Here is a 20104-nt window from a genome sequence, read left to right as displayed (position 1 = left end):
ATGACCGACGCTTATATCTGCGACTATATCCGCACGCCCATCGGCCGCTTCGCGGGCGCGCTGTCATCGGTCCGCGCCGACGACCTGGGCGCGATCCCGCTGCGGGCGCTGATGGCGCGCAACGCGGGCGTGGACTGGGCCGCCGTCGATGACGTGATCCTGGGCTGCGCCAACCAGGCGGGCGAGGACAACCGCAACGTCGCGCGCATGTCGCTGTTGCTGGCGGGCCTGCCGGTCGAGGTTCCGGGCACCACCATCAACCGGCTGTGCGGGTCGGGCATGGACGCGGTGATCGCCGCCGCCCGCGCCATCAAGGCGGGCGAGGCGGACCTGATGATCGCGGGTGGGGTCGAATCCATGTCCCGCGCGCCCTTCGTCATGCCCAAGGCCGAAAGCGCCTTCAGCCGCAGCAATGCCGTTTACGACACCACCATCGGCTGGCGCTTCGTCAATCCGGCCATGGAAGCGCGATACGGCGTCGATTCGATGCCCGAGACCGCCGAAAATGTCGCGGAAGATTTTTCCATCAGCCGGGCCGACCAAGACGCCTTCGCGCTGCGGTCCCAGCAGAAGGCGGCGGCAGCGCAGGCGAACGGCCGTCTGGCGCAGGAAATCGCGCCGGTCGAGATCCCGCAGCGCAAGGGCGATCCCAAGGTCGTAGACCGCGACGAACACCCGCGCGAAACGACGTTGGAGGCCCTGGCCGCGCTGAAGGCGCCATTTCGCAAGGGCGGGTCGGTGACGGCGGGCAATGCCTCGGGCGTGAACGACGGGGCGGCGGCGCTGATCATCGCATCCGAGGCGGCGGCGAGGCGGCACGGGCTGACGCCCATCGCCCGCGTGCTGGGCGGGGCCACGGCGGGGGTGGCCCCGCGCATCATGGGCTTCGGCCCGGCGCCTGCCTCGAAAAAGCTGATGGCGCGGCTGGGGCTGAGCCAGGCCGATTTCGACGTGATCGAGTTGAACGAGGCCTTCGCCAGCCAGGGACTTGCCACGTTGCGCGATCTGGGCATCGCCGACGACGATCCGCGCGTGAACCCCAATGGCGGGGCCATCGCGCTTGGGCACCCCTTGGGCATGTCGGGCGCGCGCATCACCGGCACCGCCGCCCTGGAACTGGCGCGCACCGGCGGCAGACGGTCGCTGTCGACCATGTGCATCGGCGTTGGCCAAGGCATCGCGGTCGCGTTGGAGCGCGTCTAGGGCACGATCCGGCGGGCGGCGCGAACCGCCCGCCGGATCGGATCAGACCGCCGCCGCAGTCATCTCATAGGCGAAAGCCTTGGGATCCGGCTCGTCCAGACGGCCCTGGCCGGTCAGGCCCTGCGGATACATCAGGAAGGGCAGGGCACCCTCGGCTCCGGGCGGGGACAGGTCGCTGGCGGTGTTGAAGGCCATCCGGTTGCCTTCCCAATTGCCGTGCAGGGCGGCATTGACCGGCGCCACCTTCTGCCGGTCGGTGATCGCGCCCTGGGTAATCCGGGCCGGGCGTTCGGCCACCACCCCGTCCAGCGGCTTCAGGCCCGAGCCTTGCAGCGCGGCTTGCAGGACCGCCGGATCCTCGTGGACTTCTGCGGTCTGGGACCAGTCGGCCGCGCGTTTCGACCCGGTTGACCAGCTCCAGGGTGGGTTGCGCGGTGCCTGCGTCGAATCGGGCGTGCAGCATCCGGGGGACGGTCGCGCCGTCATGCGGCATTTCCTGCCGATCCGAAAGGGCCGGGTCGCTTTGTGATGGAAAGCGACCCGGCGAATGCTATCCTTCGGGGAACGCCCCCCGACGACCGACGCGCCCTGAAAATTGAATTGCATTTTATTGCTATGTTGTGCATCATTTCCCGGATCGCAAAAGCGACATCAGGGAGGATACAATGACATTCTTTCGTTCCCGGCTGGCGGCCGGATGGCTGGTCGCGGCCGGTGCCGCCTTGTCGTCCCCCGCGTCCATGGCGCAGGATCTGGAACTGACCATCACCGCCCCAGCGGGCGCGGGCGGCGGTTGGGACGCCGCCGCCCGGTCCCTGCAACAGGTGATGATGGAAACCGGCAACGCGCGCAGCGTGCAGGTGATCAACGTCCCCGGCGCGGGCGGCACGGTGGGCCTGGCGCAATTCGTCCAGGGGGCGGAAGGCAGCCCCAACCAGCTTCTGGTCGGCGGCATCACCCTGGTCGGCGCCATCCTGACCAACAAGGCGCCCTATGACCTGACCGCCGTCACCCCCCTTGCCCGGCTGACCGGCGATCCGCTGGTGATCGTGGTGCCGAAGGCATCGCCCTATCAGACGATGGCGGACCTGATGGAGGGCATCAAGGGCGATGTCGAACACACCATCTGGGCGGGCGGATCGGCGGGCGGCGCCGACCACATGCTGTCGGCCCTGGTCACGCAGGCGGCGGGGCAGGATCCGGCCAAGGTGAACTATGTCGCCTATTCCGGCGGCGGCGAGGCCCTGGCCGCGATGCTGGGCGGGCAGGTCACGGCGGGCGTTTCCGGCTATGGCGAATGGCAGGGACAGATCGAATCGGGCGACCTGCGCGCCCTCGCGATCTCCTATCCCGAACCGATCGAGGGCATCGCCGCCCAGCCGCTGAAGGCCCAGGGCATCGACATCGAACTGGTGAACTGGCGCGGCATCTTCGCCGGGCCGGGCATCAGCGACGCCGATAAGGCCGCCCTGGAAGCCGCCATCGCCAAGACGGTGGAATCGCCCGAATGGCAGGATTTGCTGAAGGCGCGCGGGTGGTCGAACTATTACGCGCCCTCGGACGAGTTCGCCGCCTTCCTGGCAGCCGAAACCGAGCGGGTCAGGGCCATCCTGACCTCGATCGGCCTGGTTGAGTGACCCGAGGCGGGGGCCTTGCCGGTCCCCGCGTCCTTGACCCATCGGGGGAACGTCCGTGACCACATCGACCGCACGGGGTCTGCACAGACCCACGCTTGCCATCGGCATCGCCTTGTTTGCCATGGCCTTCATCACCTGGCGCGACGCCAGCGCCATGCAGATCCGCGCCACCTACGGGATGGGCGCGGATGCGGCATCCTATTTCGTGGCGCTGTTCCTGGCGGTCATGGGGGCGGGGCACCTGATCGCCGCCTTCCGCTGGCAGGACGATCCCGGCCCGACCGACTGGACAGCGGTGGGCTGGGTGGCCCTGGGGCTGGGCAGCCTGATCGCCGCGATCTGGCTGGGGGCGGGCTTCATCGCCGGATCGACGCTGCTGTTCGTCTTCACCGCGCGGGCCTTCGGGCGCCGGGCCTGGGCGGCCGACCTGGCCCTGGGGCTGATCCTGGCGAGCGGGATTTTCCTGCTGTTCAACAAGCTGCTGACCCTGTCCCTGCCGATGGGCCCGGTCGAGCGGCTGTTCTGACCGGGGGCGGCTATGGAATCGTTGAACTTCCTGTTGCAGGGCTTCGGCACCGCGTTGGACCCCATGAACTTGGCCTTCGCGGCCATCGGCGTGCTGCTTGGCACCGCGGTGGGCGTGCTGCCGGGCATCGGGCCCGCGCTGACGGTGGCGCTGCTGTTGCCGATCACCTTCAAGCTGGATCCCGGCGGATCGCTGATCATGTTCGCGGGCATCTATTACGGCGGCATGTATGGCGGATCGACCACCGCGATCCTGCTGAACACGCCGGGCGAAAGCGCGTCGGTCGTCACCGCGCTTGAGGGGAACCAGATGGCCCGGCGCGGGCGGGGCGGCCCGGCGCTGGCCACCGCCGCCCTCGGGTCGTTCGTGGCCACCCTGATCGCCACGATGGGGCTGGCCTTCTTCGCGCCGATGCTGGTCAAGGTCGCGATCCAGTTCGGGCCGTGGGATTACTTCGGCCTGATGCTGATCGCCTTCGTCACGGTGTCGGCGACCTTCGGATCCTCGCCGCTGCGCGGATTGACCAGCCTTGCGCTCGGCCTGTGGCTGGGGCTGATCGGCATCGACCAGCTGACCGGCCAGGCCCGGCTGGCCTTCGGCGTCCCCAACCTGCTGGACGGGGTCGAGGTGACGACCCTGGCCGTCGGCCTGTTCGCCCTGGGCGAGGCGCTGCATGTCGCGTCGCGCCACCTGTTCAACGACGAAAAGCCCATGGCGATCAGGGGCTCCATCTGGATGTCGCGCGAGGATTGGAAACGGTCCTGGAAGCCCTGGCTGCGCGGCACGGCGGTGGGCTTTCCCATCGGCGCGCTGCCCGCCGGCGGAGCCGAGATCCCGACCTTCCTGTCCTATACGATGGAACGCAAGCTGGCCCAGAAGCCCGAGGAATTCGGCCAGGGCGCCATCGAGGGGGTGGCCGGGCCCGAGGCCGCGAACAACGCATCCGCCGCAGGCACTCTTGTGCCGCTGCTGACGCTGGGGCTGCCCACGTCCGCCACGGCGGCGGTGATGCTGGCGGGGTTCCAGCAATACAACCTGCAACCCGGCCCGCTGCTGTTCGTGCAGCACCCGGCCCTGGTCTGGGGCCTGGTCGCATCGCTGTTCATCGCCAACGTGATGCTGCTGATCCTGAACCTGCCCCTGGTGGGGCTGTGGGTGCGGCTGTTGAAGATCCCGCTGCCCTGGCTTTACGCGGGCATCCTGGTCTTTGCCTGCATGGGCACCATCGCCGCCAACCCCTCGGTGGTGGAACTGGTGATGCTGGTGGCCTTCGGCATCCTGGGCTTCGTGATGCGGCGATACGATTATCCCATCGCCCCGGTGGTCGTCGGCCTGATCCTGGGTCCGATGGCCGACAGCGCCCTGCGCCGGTCCTTGCAGATGAGCCTGGGCGACCCGATGATCCTGTTGCAGCATCCGGGGTCCGCCACGATGATCGCCATCGCCGTCCTGGCCTTGGTGGCGCCGTTCCTGTTCAAGAGCCTGGCCCGGTTCCGCCAGGACGAGGACTGACGTTCCGGACGGCGCGGTCTCAGGGCCGCGCCGCCCGCCTTCCTGCCGGAGGTTCCATGGCCCGTGCCAGCCTTTCCCCCCAGATCATGGCCCGAATCGTCGACCACGCCCGGCAGTTGGACATGAAGGCGGGCCAGCACCTGCCCGCCCAGGCCCTGGCCGACAGCTTCAAGGTCTCTCGTCAGCCCATCGTCAGCGCGCTGAAGAAGCTGCAAGACATGGGCATCGTCGAGGCGACACCCAATCGTGGCTTCTTCCTGGCCTGCGACGCCGACCGGATCCCCCGGCTGGACACCGACGCCGAGGGCGACGACGTTCTGTATGACCGCATCGCTGCCGACCGGCTGGCGGGCGCGCTGCCCGACCGGCAAAGCGAGAACGAGCTGATCCGGCTTTACGGCGTCACCCGCGGCCGCCTGCTGCGGGTGCTGCGGCGGATCGCGGACGAAGGCTGGATCGAACGGCTGCCGGGCAACGGCTGGGAGTTCCGGGAAATCCTGACCTCGCGCAAGGCCTATGCCGACGCCTACCAGTTCCGCGCCGCGACCGAGATGCAGGCCCTGCTGCTGCCCAGCTTCCGCATCGACCGGGATGCCTTCGCCGCCGCCCGCCGCCATCAGCAGGCGCTGCTGGAAAGCTATGGCCGCGACAGGCCCCAGAAGGTCTTCGGCACCAACGTCGAATTCCACGAAATGCTGATGACCTGCGCCAACAACGATTTCTTCCTGGACGCCGTGCGCCGCGTGAACCGGGTGCGGCGGCTGATGGAATACAGCATCACCCACGACCGCAGCCGGATGCCGCAGCAATGCCGCGAGCATCTGCGCATCCTGGACCTGATCGAGGAACGCGACATGCAGGCCGCCGCCACGTTCCTGTACCGCCATATCCGCGAAGCGGCGGCGATCAAGACGGCGATGTTTGCTTGATTGCATTTCATGATGAAATAATGCTATCCTGCGGCCAGCGGGGGGATCATCATGCAATTTGCCGCGACCCATGACGGATACAGGATCATCGACCTGCCGGCGGCCGCCGGTCCCGCGTTGCCGCGCCTGCCGCATGTCCATCGCCTGCTGCTGGAAAACGTGCTGCGCAGCGGCGGCGACGCCAAGGGCGGGCGGGCCGCGATCCTGTCCTGGCTGGACCACGGGCGCAGCACGGCCGAGATCGCCTTTCTGCCGGGCCGCGTGCTGATGCACGACACCACCTGCGGCCCCGCCCTGGTGGACATCGCCGCCATGCGGTCGGCCCTGGCCGAGGCGGGCCACGACCCCGCGCTGCTGAACCCGGTGCTGCCGGTCGATGTCTCGACCGACCATTCGCTGGCGGTCGATACCTGGGCCGCCCCCGGCGCGATGGCCCGCAACATCGAAAACGAATACCGCCGCAACGCCGAGCGGTATCGCTTCATGAAATGGGCCACGAACGCGCTGTCGAATTTCCGCGTCCATCCGCCCGGCACCGGCATCATGCACACGCTGAACCTGGAACGGCTGGCCACCGTCGTGACCACCCGCGACGGCTGGATGATGCCCGACACGCTGATCGGCACCGACAGCCACACGCCGATGATCAACGGCATCGGCGTCCTGGCCTGGGGCGTCGGCGGGATCGAGGCGGAAAGCGTCTTCTTCGGGATGCCGGTGATGCTGCGCGTCCCGGATGTGGTGGGCGTGCGGCTGACCGGACGCCTGCCGGATGGGGTGACGGCCACCGATCTGGCGCTGACCGTGACGGAACGGCTGCGGCGCGTGGATCTGGCGGACCGCTTCGTGGAATTCTTCGGGCCGGGGGTTGCCACGCTGTCGGCGGGCGACCGGGCGGTGATCGCCAACATGACGCCAGAATTCGGGGCCAATTCCGGGTTCTTTCCCGTCGACGGCGCGACCATCGCCTATCTGCGCCAGACCGGGCGCAGCGCCGATCATTGCGCCCTGGTCGAGGGGTATTGCCGCCGCCAGGGGCTGTGGTTCGACCCTGGTGAAACCCCGGTGTTCACCGACACGCTGGACCTGGATCTGGCCCAGGTCCAGGTCAGTGTCGCCGGTCCCCGCCGTCCCCAGGACCGCATCGCGGCCTCGGCCACCGCCCAGGCCACCCATGTGCTGCGCGGCGCGCCCCGGCCCGCGCCGCGGGGCGAGGCCCCGGACGGCGCCGTCGCCATCGCCGCGATCACCAGTTGCACCAATACCAGCGATCCGCGTCTGCTGGTCGCCGCCGGGCTGGTCGCGCGCAAGGCCCGCGCCCTGGGGCTGCGCCCGCCCGCGCATGTCAAGACCTCGCTGGCGCCGGGATCGCCCACCGCCGAACGGTATCTGCGCCGCACCGGGCTGCTTGAGGATCTGGAGGCGGTGGGCTTCGGCATCGTCGGCTATGGCTGCACCACCTGCATCGGCAATTCCGGCCCGCTGCCCGACAGCGCGGTTCGGGCGCAGGCGGACGGCCGGTTGCAGGTCGCCGTCCTGTCGGGCAACCGCAACTTTCCGGGCCGGGTCCATCCGCAGCTTGAGGCCGGGTTCCTGGCCTCGCCCCCCCTGGTGGTGGCCTTCGCCCTGGCGGGGGACGTGGAACGCGACATCCTGCATGACGACATCGCGCCCGGCGTCCGGCTGTCCGACCTGTGGCCCACGGGGGCGGACATCGACGCGGCGCTGGCCCTGGCGCAGGACAGCGCCGATTACGCCGCCGCCTATGACCAGGCCGAGGCCAGCCGGCTGTGGCGCGACCTCGACGCGCCCGCCACGCCGCTGTTCCCCTGGGATCCGGCATCGACCTATATCCGCCGCCCGCCTTTCGCGGCCTTTCCCGCGCCGCGAGACACCCGGATCAGCGCCGCCCCGATCCTGGTCCTGGGCGACGACATCACCACCGACCACATCTCTCCCGCAGGGGCCATTCCGAAAGGGGGCGAGGCCGGGCGCTATCTGATCGAACGGGGCGACCCAGAGAACGACCTGAACGTGTTCTCGTCCCGGCGCGGGAACTGGGAGGCCATGCTGCGCGGGCTGTTCACCAACAGGTCGGTTCGGAACCTGCTGGCCCCGGAGATCCCGCCCGGCAGCACCGTCCTGCCCGACGGCGCGGTCCTGCCCTTGTGGCAGGCGGCGGACCTGTATCGCGCCCAGGGCGTCCCGGTGGTGATCGTCGCGGGCGAACGCTATGGCATGGGGTCGTCGCGCGACTGGGCCGCCAAGGGCGCGGCGCTGCTGGGCACCCGCGCGGTGCTTGCCGTGGGGTTCGAGCGGATCCATCGGTCGAACCTGATCGGCATGGGCATCCTGCCGCTGCGCCTGCCCGATGGCGTCACCCCGCAGTCGCTGGCCCTGACAGCGCGGGACCGGATCGAGCTGGACCTGGATCCCGCCCGCCTGTCGCCGCGCGCGCCTGTGCGCGTGACGCTGCGCCGGGCCTCGGGCGCGGTTCAGACGATGGACGCCGCTGCCGCGATCGAGACCAGCCTGGAGGTCGAGACCCTGGCGCAGGGCGGGCTGATGCCGCTGATCCTGGATCGGGTCACGCAAGGCGCGGACGTGCCTGGCGGGAAATCATGACCTGCATTCTGGTCCTGAAGGGACGCTCGCCCTGCATGTAGCCATTGCCCAGTCCGTGTCGGCGCCGTAACCCGGCCGGGGCGTCACGGGGGTCAAGGCCTCGATCCGCCGGGCCAGGGCCGTGGTCTGTTCGCGGATGTCGGGGATGGCGGTGATTTCCCAGAAGGCCGCGCGGGATGCCGGGCCGATGGCGTGCAGCCGGGTCGAGGGGATCCCGGCGGCGTCGATCACCGCGCAATCGGGCGACACGTCCAGCCCGATTCCCATCGGGTCGATCCGGGCGCGGCCGCTGGCGATCAGGTCCGCGACCAGGGGCGAGGCATGTTGCCGGGGATCGCGCAGGATCCCCCGGCAATCGATGATCCGGCAGGCCCGGATCTCGCGCGCCGCGCCGCCGGGCTGGGCGATCCGCGCCACAAGCCCGCCGTCCGGGCCACGGTCCGCGCCCGCGAAGCGGCCCCGGATCAGCCGCAACTGCCCCGAGGCCAGGGCGTCCGCGATCCGGTCCGCCGATTGCGGCGGCATCCGGTGGCGATGGATGTCCCACCAGGGCGCGGCATGGCGCAGGAAGCGCGCCCGTTCCGCCAAGGGCAGCGAGGCCCACAAGCGGCGCACATGGGGGCGGATGCCGTCGACGGCATCGCGCCAGCCGCCGCCGTCCCGCGCCGCCTGCCGGGCCAAGCCACGCGCCCAGCGGAACAGGACGCTGGCCCTGGCCCCCAGGGGCACGTCCTCGGCCGCGATCGGCAGGGGGATGGCGGCGGCGTGGCGGCGCGGGATCAACCCGCGTCGGGACAGGGCCAGGATCTCTCCACGATGGTTGCGGTTCATCAGCGACAGCACCTGGTCGACCATCGACAGGCCGGTGCCGATGATGATGACCCGGCCGTCGGGATCCAGGTCGCCCAGCGGCTGCCATGCGCCCGACAGGATGCCCGCAGGATCGGGTTCGGGCAGGACATGGCCCGTCGCCAGGACCACCTGGTCGGCCAGCAGCCTGCGCCCGTTGTCCAGATGCACCGTCAGAAGCGCCCCGCCGCCGCCGATCCGCAGGCAGGTCTGGCGGATGCAGGACAGCCGCGACGCCCCCGCACCCGCCCCGGACAGCCAGGGCGCCAGCAGGCTTGCCAGATAGGCGCCATAGGTCGGGCGGCTGACAAAGGATGCCGCCGTCGCCGCGCCATCCCCGTCCACCGCGTCCCCGGCCGCTGTGCGATGCGATTCCAGCCAGCGGCGGAAATGGTCGGGATCGTCCGGGAAGGCGCTCATGTTCTGGACGCGGGTATTCAGCAGATGCTGCGGATCGTCGGTGGAATAGGCGATGCCGCAACCCAGCATGTTCCGCCCCTCGACCAGGGTGACGCGCAGGCGCGCGCCAGGCCGCGACAGCAGGTGCGCGGCCATGAGGACGCCGCTGGCGCCGCCGCCGATGATGACGACATGCGGCGCGGGTGAGGCCGGGCGCAGGGGCGACGCGCGCAGGGCCTGGGTCATGGCCGGATCCTCCGACATCGGGGCAGGTGCTGGGCGACAAACGGATTCCGGGGCATCGGGATTCTCCTTGATCCGTTTAATCTAGCGCATTGGTCGTCTTTCGGCGTTCCAATCTTGGCGCGCGAGAGGGAAAATCCTTTCCCGAAAGCCCCCGCCGACAACGATCCTGTTCGCCGCCACGCGGTTGACCCTGAATTCCTTCCCGCGCCGCGGCCGAGGCACCGTTGCCGCGACAGAAGGATTTCCTCTTTGGGCGGGGCTTGCCGACAGCCATGCCCCAAAACCGGCGCGACCTTTGGAATGGCTGCAAGACCGGCTTCACGCAATATTCACGACAAGAGAAATCGTCTTTTCAGGAGCAGCCCATGACCCTCCGCATCGCCGCCTTCGCAGGCAGCCTCAGCAGCCCGTCGCGGACCCGCGCCCTGGTCGAACAGGCGGCGGGCCGCACCGCCCTGCGGTTCGGCGGCACCGCCGTCACCTATGACCTGACCGATCTGCAACCGTCGCTGGGGCGGGCGGCGACGCTGGACGACCTGGATCCCACCGCGCGCGGCATCGTCGGCGACATCCTGTCGGCGGATGCGCTGATCGTCGGCAGCCCGGTCTACAAGGGCAGCTATGCGGGGCTGTTCAAGCACCTGTTCGACCTGATCGACCCGGCCACCCTGGCGGGCAAGCCGGTGCTGCTGACCGCGACCGGCGGCGGCGACAAGCACGCCCTGGTGATCGAGCATCAGTTGCGCCCGCTGTTCGCGTTCTTCGAGGCCGCCGTTCTGCCGACCGGCGTCTATGCGGGTGGCGCGGATTTCTGCGGCGGCCAGCCCGCCGCACCCGCGCTGCTGGACCGGCTGGACCGCGCCGTCACGCAATTCGCCCCTTTCGTCGAACGCCGCCACGCGGCGCTGTCCACCGCCGCCTGACCGAAGGAGACCGCCATGACCCGCCACGAAACCTTCGCCGCCACGATCCCCGCCGACACCGTGCTGCCTGTCACCCCCCGCATCGGGGCCGAGATCCGCGACATCGTCCTGTCGGCCGACCTGCCGGATGCCACCCTGGCCGACCTCGAATCGCTGCTGCTGCGCCACAAGGTGCTGTTCTTCCGGGGCCAGCACCATCTGGACGACCAGTCGCAAGAGGCGTTCGCGCGCCGCCTGGGCGATCTGGCGCCGCATCCCACGCAGGCGGTGGTGGCGGGCACCGCCTCGATCCTGGAACTGGACAGCAGCAAGGGCGGCGGGCGGGCGGATCGCTGGCATACCGACGTGACCTTCGTGCCCGCCTATCCCAAGGCGTCCGTGCTGCGCGGCGTGGTGATCCCGCCGGTCGGCGGCGACACGATCTCGGCCAATACCGCCACCGCCTATGCCGACCTGCCGGAACCGCTGCGGCATCTGGCGGACGGGCTGCGGGCGGTCCATTCGAACGCCTATGACTATGCCGCGCAGCGCCCCAGGGCCAGCGACAAGGACCGCGAGCATTACGAACAGGTCTTCCGCCGCGAGGTGTTCGAGACCGAGCATCCGGTGGTCCGCGTCCATCCCGAAACGGGCGAGCGGGTCCTGGTGCTGGGCAGCTTCCTGCAACGCATCGCAGGCCTCTCGCGCGAGGAATCGCTGCGCATCTACGACATCCTGCAAGCCTATGTGACCGCGCCCGAAAACACCGTGCGCTGGCGGTGGCAGGCGGGCGACGTGGTGATCTGGGACAACCGCGCCACCCAGCATATCGCCGTGAACGATTACGGCGACGCCCATCGCGTCGTGCGCCGCATCACCCTGGACGGCGACGTGCCGGTGGGCGTCGACGGCCGTGCCAGCACCCCCCTGATCCCCGCCTGAAGGAGCATCCGATGACCCGCAAGATCCGCCTTGGCGCCTTTCTTCCCGGCGGCGGCCAGCATATCGCCAGCTGGCGCCATCCCGACCAGCCGGCAGACGGCGCCGTCAATTTCGACTTCCATGTCCAGCTTGCGCAAGAGGCCGAGCGCGGCCTGTTCGACGCCTATTTCCTGGCCGACGGGCTTGCCACCTCGACCGGCGGCCTGTCCGAGGGCGGCCCGGCCCGGATCGCCGGGTTCGAGCCCGTGACGCTGTTCGCGGCGCTTGCCACGCAGACCTCGCATCTGGGCTTCATCGCCACCGCCTCGACCACATACGAAGAGCCGTTCAACACCGCGCGCAAATTCGCCTCGCTGGACCTGATTTCGGGCGGGCGCGCGGGCTGGAACGTGGTGACGACCGCGACCGAGGCGGCGGCGCGGAACTTCAACCTGGACCAGCAGCATCCGCACGCCTTCCGTTATCGGCGGGCGGCGGAACATGTCGATGTGGTGAAGAAGCTGTGGGACAGTTTCGAGGACGACATCTTCATCCGCGACAAGGACAGCGGCACCTTCTACGACCGGGACAAGCTGCACCGCGCCCATCACAAGGGCGAGCATTTCAAGGTCGAGGGGCCGCTGAACGTGCCCCGGTCCCCGCAGGGCCATCCGGTGATCGTGCAGGCGGGCCAGTCCGACGACGGCCGCGCCCTGGCCGCCGCGACGGCGGAAGTGATCTTCACCGCCCATCAGCGGCTGGACACGGCGCAGGAATTCTATCGCGACATCAAGTCCCGCGCCCTGGGGCTGGGCCGCGACCCGTCGCATGTCCTGATCATGCCCGGCGTCTCGCCCTTCGTGGGCCGGACCGAGGCCGAGGCGCGCGAGAAATACGACCGCCTGACCAGCCTCATCCGCCCCGAGGACGGGGTGGCGCTGCTGAACGGGCTGACCGGCGGCACGCTGGACCTGAAAGGCTATGACCTGGATGGCCCCCTGCCGCCCGCGCCGCCGACCGAGGGGATGAAGTCGCGCCAGGCGCTGATCCGCCAGATCGCCGACGACAACAACTTCACGATCCGCCAGCTTTACCAATGGGTCGCCTCGGCGCGCGGCCATTTCACGGTGGTCGGCAGCGCCACCCAGATCGCCGACGTGCTCCAGGATTGGTTCGAGAACGAGGGCGCCGACGGCTTCAACATCCTGCCGCCCTGGCTGCCCACCGGCCTGACCGATTTCATCGACCTGGTGATCCCCGAACTGCAACGGCGCGGGCTGTTCCGCACCGCATACGAAGGCCGCACCCTGCGCGAGAACCTGGGCCTGCCCTTCCCGATCAACCGCCATGCCGCCGCCCGCGCGGCCGCCCAGGCAGCGGAGTGATCCTATGGCCATCCAGACACTCGACACCCCCCGCACCCGCCCCGACCCGGCCCGCGCGCTGCGCGACGGCGCCGGGCGGTTCCTGTCCCGCTGGGGGCTGGTGATCGGCTTCGTGGTCCTGTGGCAGGTGGCCAGCACGCTGGGCTGGGTCAGCCCCGCCGTCTTTCCGCCGCTGGACAGGATCGCGGTGGCGCTGTGGGACGGCATCGCCAGCGGCGCCCTGCTGGACGACATCGCCATCAGCCTGCAACGCGCGGGCACGGCCTTCGTCGCCGCCGTGGTGCTGGGCATTCCGCTGGGCCTGCTGATGGGCCAGCTTCCCGCCATCGAACGCGCGCTCGATCCGCTGTTGCAACTGTTCCGCCAGACCTCGGCGCTGGCGCTTTATCCGGTGTTCATCCTGCTGCTGGGCCTGGGCGAGACATCGAAGGTCTTCGTGATCTTCTGGGCCACGCTGTTTCCGATCCTGCTGGCGACCATCGGCGGCGTGAAAGAGGTCGACCGCAAGCTGATCGAGATGGCGCGCAGCTATGGCGCGACGCATCTTCAGGTGTTCCGCCGGGTGATCCTGCCCGCCTCGGTCCCCGCGATCTTCGTCGGGCTGCGCCTGTCGGCCACCACCGCCCTGCTGCTGCTGATCGCGGCCGAGATGATCGGCGCGAACAAGGGCGTCGGCTTCCAGGTGATGAACGCGCAATACAACTTCCAGATCCCGCTGATGTTCGCGGCGATCTTCCTGCTGGCCTTCCTGGGGCTGGCCGCCAACGCCGTGCTGGTCGCGCTGCAACGCCGCCTGTGCCGCTGGTCCGTGACCGACCGCTGATCCCCCCCGTTCCTAAGGATACCACCATCATGAAACACGTTCTGATCTCTCTGACGCTCTCGACCGCGCTGACCGCCCCGGCCTGGGCCGAGGACGTGACCCTGCGCTATCTGGCCAGCCATGGCGGCATCGCGGCGCATGAACTGGCGCAGGAACTGGGCTATTTCGACGGCACCGGCGTCACCGTGGAAACCGTGGGCTATGCCTCGGGCGGGCCGGAATCGCTGATGGCCCTGGCGGGCGGATCGGTCGATATCGGCAGCGCGGCGACGGCTGCGGTGCTGAACTCGATCATCGGCGGCAACGAATTCGTCGCGGCCTATCCGACCAACGGCATCAACAAGGACGTGAAGTCGATCTTCTACGTGCTGGAGGACAGCCCGATCAGGACGGTCGAGGATATCCAGGGCAAGACCGTCGCCGTCAACACGCTGGGCGCCCATCTGGATTACACCGTGCGCGAGGCGCTGCACCAGAAGGGTCTGCCGGAGAACGCCGCCAATCTGGTGACGGTGCCGGGGCCGCAGCTTGAACAGGTGCTGCGGTCGGGCCAGGTGGATGTCGCGGCCTTCGGCTATTGGCAGACCACCTTCGAGGGCGCGGCCCGCAAGACGGGCGGGCTGCGCGAAGTGTTCGACGACAACCAGATCCTGGGCGACATCGCGGGCGGCTTCACCGTGCTGCGCAAGGATTGGGTCGCCGATCACCCCGAGGCCGCCCAGCACTTCGTCAGGCAGTCGGCCCGCGCCCTGGACTATGCCCGTGAAAACCCCGAGGAAACCCGCGAGATCCTGGCCCGCGTCCTGAAGGAACGCGGCGAGAATCCCGAGGTCGCGCAGTATTTCGCGGGCTTCGGCGTGCGTCCGGGCGGGCTGCCCACCGAACGCGACATCCAGTTCTGGATCGACGTTCTGGTGCGCGAGGGCAAGCTGCCGGAAGGCCAGCTGAAGGCCAGCGACGTGCTGCTGACCACGGCCGAGGAGGTGGCCGCCAGATGACTGCCACCGCCCTGCGCGGAGAGGTGGCGCTGCGCCACATCTCCAAGACCTTCACCCTGAACGGCCAGCCCCTGCCGGTGCTGCGCAACCTGTCGCTGGACATTCGCGGCGGCGAAAGCCTGGCCATCGTCGGGCCTTCGGGCTGCGGCAAGACCACGCTTTTGCGCCTGCTGGCCGGGCTGGAACGGGCCGATGGCGGGCAGGTGCTGATCGACGGCCGCCCGGTCCAGGGCGTCGGCACCGAACGCGCGGTGATCTATCAGGAACCGCGCCTGCTGCCCTGGCTGACGGTGCTGGAAAACGTGGCCTTCGGGCTGGAAGTCCGGGGCGTGCCGCGCAGCCTCGCCCGCGACCGCGCCCGCCGCTATATCCGGCTGGTCGGCCTGTCGGATTTCGAGGGCGCCTGGCCCCGGCAGTTGTCGGGCGGCATGGCGCAGCGCGTCGGCATCGCCCGCGCGCTGACCGTGCAGCCGGAAATCCTGCTGCTGGACGAACCGCTGGGCGCGCTTGACGCGATGACCAAGCTAACCATGCAAGAGGAACTGGAACGCATCTGGCGCGAGGAAAACGTCACCATGATCCTGGTGACGCATGATCTTGAGGAAGCGATCTTCCTGGCGGATCGTGTGCTGGTCCTGTCGCGCGATCCCGGCACGGTTCCGCGCCTGATCGAGGTGGACATGCCCCGCCCCCGAGACCGCAGCGAAGCGGGCTTCGTCGAAATGCGCCGCCTGCTGATGGCCGAATTCGGCCTGCACTAGGCGCCGCCGCTATCCCTGCCGGCCGGTGGCGAACATCGGCCCGCCGCGCCAGCGGGGGAAACCATAGCCGTGGATTTCCACCAGGTCGATGTCGGACGCCCGCGCGGCGATGCCTTCGTCCAGGATCGCCCGGCCCTCGGCGGCCATCTCGGCCACCAGATGCCGGGCGATGGCGTCGTGGTCCATCTGCACGGCGCCGGTGATCCGCCCGGCCAGCAGGTCCGAAACGGCGGTGGACGGCTGCGGCCTGCGGTCGCCCGGCGCATAGTCGTACCAGCCGCCGCCGGTCTTCTGCCCCTTGCGGCCCGCGCGGACCAGGATGTCGCCCAGCGTTTCCGGCACGTCCCGCCCTGCCGCCCGCGCGCCCTCGCGTTGCAGGAAAGCGATGTCCAGCCCGCCCAGATCCTGCGCTTCGAAGGGGCCCATGGCAAAGCCGTAGCCGCGCATGGCCGCGTCGATGTCCGCAATGGGGACGCCCTGGCGGAGCAGGGCTTCCGCCCCGGCGCGGTATCGTTTCAGGATGCGGTTGCCGATGAAGCCCTCGCAGATGCCGGACTGGACAGGGATCTTGTTCAGCATCCGCGCCAGGGCAAAGCCGCTGGCCAGCGTCTGCGGCGCGGTCTCGGGGACCGGCACGATCTCCAGCAGGCGCATGACATTGGCGGGGCTAAAGAAATGCAGCCCGATGAAGCGGCCGGGGTTGGGCAGCCCCTCGGCGATCAGCCGGGGGTCCAGATAGGATGTGTTGGTCGCCAGCACCGCATCGGGGCGGCAGACGGCGGCGAGCTGGTCCAAGACGGCGCGCTTGACGGCGATGTCTTCGAACACGGCCTCGATCACCAGATCCGCGTCGGACAGCGCGGCGTAATCGGTGGTGGCGGCGACACCGGCCATGCGGCCGTCGGCTTGCGCATCCGTCAGCTTGCCGCGCTTCACCGCGCCGTCGAAGATGGCGCGCAGGGTGGCGGTGCCGCGCGCCAGGGCCTCGTCGTCGCGTTCGATCAGGGTGACGGGAATGCCCGCATCGCGCAGCGCGGCGGCGATGCCCGCGCCCATGGTGCCGCCGCCGATCACGCCCGCGCGGCGCAGGGGCAGGGGGCCCACGTCGCGCAGATGCGCAGGGCGGGGCGCGGCGCGTTCGGCAAAGAACACATGCCGCAGCGCCGCCGCCTGGTCCGATCCGCGCAGGTCCAGGAAGGTCTGGCGTTCGTAGGCCATGGCTTCCGCGAAGGGCGCCTCGGCCGCCTTGCGCAGGCAGTCGAGCGCCCGCAGCGGCGCCTCGGCCCCTTTGGCGGCCTTCGTCACGGTCTTGCGGCGGTCTTCCCAGAAGGCGGCATTCGGGGCGGTGATCGGGCGCAGGGACACCGGCGGCGGCAGGTCGCGGGTCAGCGCCTCGCGCGCGAAGGCAAGCGCGTTCGTGTGCAGGTCGTCCGCGAAAACGGCATCGATCAGGCCCAGCGACAGCGCCTTGGCGGCGCGCACCGGCTTGCCCGATGTGACCAGATCCACGGCGGCCTCGACCCCCGCCAGACGGGGGGTGCGCACGGTGCCGGAGGCGCCGGGCACGATGCCCAGGGTGACTTCGGGCAGGCCCACGGACGCGCTGTCAAGCGCCACGCGGAACCGGCAGCCCATCGCCACCTCGAACCCGCCGCCCAGTGCGGATCCGTGGATGGCGGCGATCCAGGGCTTTTGCGCGTCCTCGATCCGGTCTACCAGATCCGGCAGGTGGGGTTCCTGCGGGGGCTTGCCGAATTCGGTCACGTCGGCCCCGGCGATGAAGGTGCGGCCCGCGCAGATCAGCACCACGGCGCGGATTTCGGGGTCGGCATCCAGCGTGGCGACCGCGTCCCACAGCCCCTGGCGCAGCGCCTGCGACAGCGCGTTGACGGGCGGGTTGTCCACGGTGACGGTGGCGATGGCGCCGTCGCGGGCGATGGTCAGAACGGACATGCTAGATCCCCAGATAGGCTTCGCGGATGCGCGGGTCGGCGATCAGATCCGCCGCCGCGCCGGACATGGTGATGCGGCCGGTTTCCATGACATAGCCGCGATCCGCGATCTTCAGCGCGCCGAAGGCGTTCTGTTCGACCAGCAGGACGGTCACGCCCAGGGCCTTCAGCCCGCTGACCACATCGAAGATCTGCTGGACGATGATCGGCGCCAGACCCATCGACGGCTCGTCCAGCAGCAGGCAGGACGGCCGCCCCATCAGCGCACGGGCCATGGCCAGCATCTGCTGCTGCCCGCCCGACAGCCCGCCCGCCGCAAGGTTGCGTTTCTGGCGCAGGATCGGGAACATCTGGAAGGCGTCCTCCATGTCCTTTTCCACGCGGTCGTCGGTGAACAGATAGGCCCCCAGGCGCAGGTTCTCCTCGACCGTCAGGTTGGTGAAGATCTGCCGCCCCTCGGGCGATTGGGTCAGGCCGCGCGCGGGGCGGCGATGGGCGGGAACGCCGGTCAGGCTTTCGCCGCGAAAGGTGATCGTGCCGCCGGATGCGGGCTGCGTGCCCGACAGGCATTTCAGCAGCGTCGTCTTGCCCGCGCCATTGGCGCCGACCACCGTCACGATCTCGCCCGATTCGACGGTCAGGTCGATGCCGTGCAGCACCTCGATCCGGCCATAGCGCGACCGCAGCCCCTCAACCGTCAGCATGGGCGGCCCCCGTTTCTGCATCCGTTCCAAGATAGGCGGCGATCACCGCCGGGTTGCGGCTGACGCTGGCGGGGTCGCCCTCGGCGATCTTTTCGCCATGATCCAGCACGACGATGTGGTTCGAAATCCGCATCACCATCTTCATGTCGTGTTCGACCAGCAGGATCGCCACGCCGGATCGGGCGACCTCGGCGATCAGGTGATCGATCTCCTCGGTCTCGACGGCGTTGCAGCCTGCGGCGGGTTCGTCCAGCAGCAGGATCTTGGGCGACAGCGCCAGGGCGCGGGCGATCTCCAGCCGTTTCAGCGCGCCATAGGACAGGTTTCCGGCCTCGCGTTCGGCGGCGCGGTCCAACCCCACGCGGGCCAGAAGCTTGCGCGCGCCGTCCTGCGCCTGGGTCGCGCGGCGGCGGGACGAGGGCAGGCCCAGCAGATCCGCCAGCACCGGCCCCCGTTCCTGAAGATGATAGCCCGCGATGGCGTTTTCCAGCACGGTCATCGACTGGAAGATTTGCAGGTTCTGGAAGGTCCGCGACATGCCGCGCCGGGCCAGCAGATGCGGGGCCATGCCGGTCACGTCCTGCCCGTCCAGCACCACGCGCCCCGATCCCGGCCGATAGACGCCCGAGATCATGTTGAACAGCGTCGTCTTGCCCGCGCCGTTCGGCCCGATGACCGATGTGATCTCGCCCGGCCGGACGGTGAAGCTGACCTCGTTCACGGCCCTTAGGCCGCCGAAGCTGATGCCCAGCCCCTCGACTGACAGAAGCACGCTCATTCGTCCCTCCCCCGGATCTTGCGCAGGATCGACGGCAGCAGGCCCTGCGGCAGGAAGATCATCACCAGCATCATCACCAGGCCCAGCACCAGCTGTTCGTATTCGGCGAACACCGTCAGCACCTGCGGCAGAAGCGTCAGCACCGCCGCGCCGAAGATCGCGCCCAGGACCGAGCCGACGCCGCCCAGGACGGCCATCGTCACCATCTCGATCGAATGCATGAAGCCCGCCACGTCCGGGGTGATGAACTTGTTCTGCAACGCCAGCAGCGATCCCGACACGGACGCATAGACCGCGGAAATCACGAAGGCCTGCAATTTCAGCCGCGCCACGTCGACGCCGACGGTGCGGGCGGCGACCTCGGATCCGTGCAGGGCACGCAGGGCGCGGCCGGTGGGGCTGTTGAACAGGTTCAGCGCCAGCCATGCGCCCAGGATCAGCACGATGCCGCACAGGAAATACCAGAACTGGCCGTTGGTCAGGTCAAGGCCCGCATCCTTCAGCAGTCCGCGCAGGCCCAGATCCGGCACCTCCATCCCGTCGGGACCGCCGGTCAGTTGCCGTTCGTTGTTCAGCACCATGGACACCAGGATGCCGAAGCCCAGGGTCGCCACACCCAGATAATAGCCCTTCAGCCGCAGGATCGGACGGCCGACCAGGAAGGCCAGCAGACCCGAGATCGCGGCGCCCAGGACCAGGGCCAGCGACGGATGCAGGCCCAGATGCACGGGCGCAAGCGCACAGGCATAGGCGCCGATCCCGGCGAAACCGGCATGGCCCAGGCTGATCTGGCCCGCATAGCCCGTCAGGATGACGATGCCCGTGACGGCGATGGCGTTGACGAAGATCAGCGCGCCGACGCGATAGTAATAGCCCGAGGGGAACAGCACCGGCGACAGCGCGACCAGCAGGACCAGGACCAGCAGCGTGGCGGTTTTGGGGGTCAGCTTCATA

The 20104-nt window shown here is 69.3% G+C and carries 18 protein-coding genes; 12 read left to right on the top strand and 6 right to left on the bottom strand.

The genetic code is table 11. The features are described 5' to 3' along the window. Nucleotides 1-1203: a 3-oxoadipyl-CoA thiolase gene (gene pcaF, locus PARHAE_RS08895; protein WP_126154264.1), complete on the top strand. Its 1203-nt coding sequence runs from the start codon at nt 1-3 to the stop codon at nt 1201-1203. A gap of 42 nt (nt 1204-1245) precedes the next feature. Here the strand turns inward: pcaF and PARHAE_RS08890 are convergent, their stop codons facing one another. Further along, nucleotides 1246-1689 (bottom strand): hypothetical protein, encoded by a 444-nt coding sequence (locus PARHAE_RS08890; protein WP_126154263.1) that lies wholly within the window; start codon nt 1687-1689, stop codon nt 1246-1248. 179 nt (nt 1690-1868) lie between these two features. Between PARHAE_RS08890 and PARHAE_RS08885 the strand changes: the two genes are divergently transcribed. From PARHAE_RS08885 to acnA, 5 genes are read left to right on the top strand one after another with little or no spacing between them, the layout of a single operon-like run. Continuing rightward, on the top strand, nt 1869-2840 hold the full coding sequence (locus PARHAE_RS08885; RefSeq protein ID WP_126154262.1) for a Bug family tripartite tricarboxylate transporter substrate binding protein: 972 nt from the start codon (nt 1869-1871) through the stop codon (nt 2838-2840). A gap of 55 nt (nt 2841-2895) precedes the next feature. Then, nucleotides 2896-3366: a tripartite tricarboxylate transporter TctB family protein gene (locus PARHAE_RS08880; protein ID WP_126154261.1), complete on the top strand. Its 471-nt coding sequence runs from the start codon at nt 2896-2898 to the stop codon at nt 3364-3366. A gap of 12 nt (nt 3367-3378) precedes the next feature. Further along, nucleotides 3379-4878 carry a tripartite tricarboxylate transporter permease gene (locus tag PARHAE_RS08875; protein ID WP_126154260.1) on the top strand — a complete coding sequence of 500 codons (1500 nt, stop codon included), beginning with the start codon at nt 3379-3381 and terminating at the stop codon, nt 4876-4878. Nucleotides 4879-4934: 56 nt separating this feature from the next. After that, nucleotides 4935-5807 carry a GntR family transcriptional regulator gene (locus PARHAE_RS08870; protein ID WP_126154259.1) on the top strand — a complete coding sequence of 291 codons (873 nt, stop codon included), beginning with the start codon at nt 4935-4937 and terminating at the stop codon, nt 5805-5807. A gap of 51 nt (nt 5808-5858) precedes the next feature. Then, nucleotides 5859-8432 (top strand): aconitate hydratase AcnA, encoded by a 2574-nt coding sequence (gene acnA / locus PARHAE_RS08865; RefSeq protein ID WP_126154258.1) that lies wholly within the window; start codon nt 5859-5861, stop codon nt 8430-8432. Here the strand turns inward: acnA and PARHAE_RS08860 are convergent. After that, nucleotides 8427-9926 (bottom strand): FAD/NAD(P)-binding protein, encoded by a 1500-nt coding sequence (locus PARHAE_RS08860; RefSeq protein ID WP_126154257.1) that lies wholly within the window; start codon nt 9924-9926, stop codon nt 8427-8429. The genes acnA and PARHAE_RS08860 overlap by 6 nt on opposite strands. A 365-nt stretch (nt 9927-10291) precedes the next feature. Here PARHAE_RS08860 and msuE point away from each other — a divergent pair, with 365 nt between their 5' ends. From msuE to PARHAE_RS08830, 6 genes are read left to right on the top strand one after another with little or no spacing between them, the layout of a single operon-like run. Then, on the top strand, nt 10292-10849 hold the full coding sequence (msuE, locus tag PARHAE_RS08855; RefSeq protein WP_126154256.1) for an FMN reductase: 558 nt from the start codon (nt 10292-10294) through the stop codon (nt 10847-10849). Nucleotides 10850-10864: 15 nt separating this feature from the next. Continuing rightward, nucleotides 10865-11770, top strand: a complete 906-nt coding sequence (locus tag PARHAE_RS08850) for a TauD/TfdA dioxygenase family protein (RefSeq protein ID WP_126154255.1) — start codon at nt 10865-10867, stop codon at nt 11768-11770. An 11-nt stretch (nt 11771-11781) separates the two neighbouring features. Beyond that, nucleotides 11782-13134 (top strand): LLM class flavin-dependent oxidoreductase, encoded by a 1353-nt coding sequence (locus PARHAE_RS08845; RefSeq protein ID WP_126154254.1) that lies wholly within the window; start codon nt 11782-11784, stop codon nt 13132-13134. A gap of 4 nt (nt 13135-13138) precedes the next feature. Next, complete coding sequence (locus PARHAE_RS08840; protein ID WP_126154253.1) at nt 13139-13957, top strand: ABC transporter permease; 819 nt, start codon at nt 13139-13141, stop codon at nt 13955-13957. A 29-nt stretch (nt 13958-13986) separates the two neighbouring features. Next, nucleotides 13987-14955: an ABC transporter substrate-binding protein gene (locus tag PARHAE_RS08835; RefSeq protein ID WP_126154252.1), complete on the top strand. Its 969-nt coding sequence runs from the start codon at nt 13987-13989 to the stop codon at nt 14953-14955. Next, the gene (locus PARHAE_RS08830; protein WP_126154251.1) at nt 14952-15716 is read left to right on the top strand and encodes an ABC transporter ATP-binding protein; all 765 of its coding nucleotides are present in this window, start codon (nt 14952-14954) and stop codon (nt 15714-15716) included. The genes PARHAE_RS08835 and PARHAE_RS08830 overlap by 4 nt, the downstream gene beginning before the upstream one ends. 9 nt (nt 15717-15725) lie before the next feature. Here PARHAE_RS08830 and PARHAE_RS08825 read toward each other — a convergent pair whose 3' ends face one another. The 4 genes from PARHAE_RS08825 to PARHAE_RS08810 are packed head-to-tail and all read right to left on the bottom strand — an operon-like array spanning nt 15726 to nt 20103. After that, nucleotides 15726-17669, bottom strand: coding sequence for a 3-hydroxyacyl-CoA dehydrogenase NAD-binding domain-containing protein (locus PARHAE_RS08825; protein WP_126154250.1), 1944 nt, complete (start codon nt 17667-17669; stop codon nt 15726-15728). Nucleotide 17670: 1 nt separating this feature from the next. Beyond that, nucleotides 17671-18372, bottom strand: a complete 702-nt coding sequence (locus PARHAE_RS08820; RefSeq protein ID WP_126154249.1) for an ABC transporter ATP-binding protein — start codon at nt 18370-18372, stop codon at nt 17671-17673. After that, the gene (locus tag PARHAE_RS08815) at nt 18359-19150 is read right to left on the bottom strand and encodes an ABC transporter ATP-binding protein (protein ID WP_126154248.1); all 792 of its coding nucleotides are present in this window, start codon (nt 19148-19150) and stop codon (nt 18359-18361) included. Before PARHAE_RS08815 ends, PARHAE_RS08820 begins: the two co-directional genes overlap by 14 nt. Further along, entirely contained in the window at nt 19147-20103 is a 957-nt protein-coding gene (locus PARHAE_RS08810) for a branched-chain amino acid ABC transporter permease (protein ID WP_126154247.1), read from the bottom strand. The genes PARHAE_RS08815 and PARHAE_RS08810 overlap by 4 nt, the downstream gene beginning before the upstream one ends. Between the last annotated feature and the right edge of the window lies 1 nt (nt 20104).

It is taken from the genome of Paracoccus haematequi (assembly GCF_900631945.1).
GTDB classification, from domain to species: domain Bacteria; phylum Pseudomonadota; class Alphaproteobacteria; order Rhodobacterales; family Rhodobacteraceae; genus Paracoccus; species Paracoccus haematequi_A.
The sequence above is the reverse complement of the archived record's forward strand: the minus strand, read 5'-3'. Positions and strand labels throughout refer to the sequence as shown.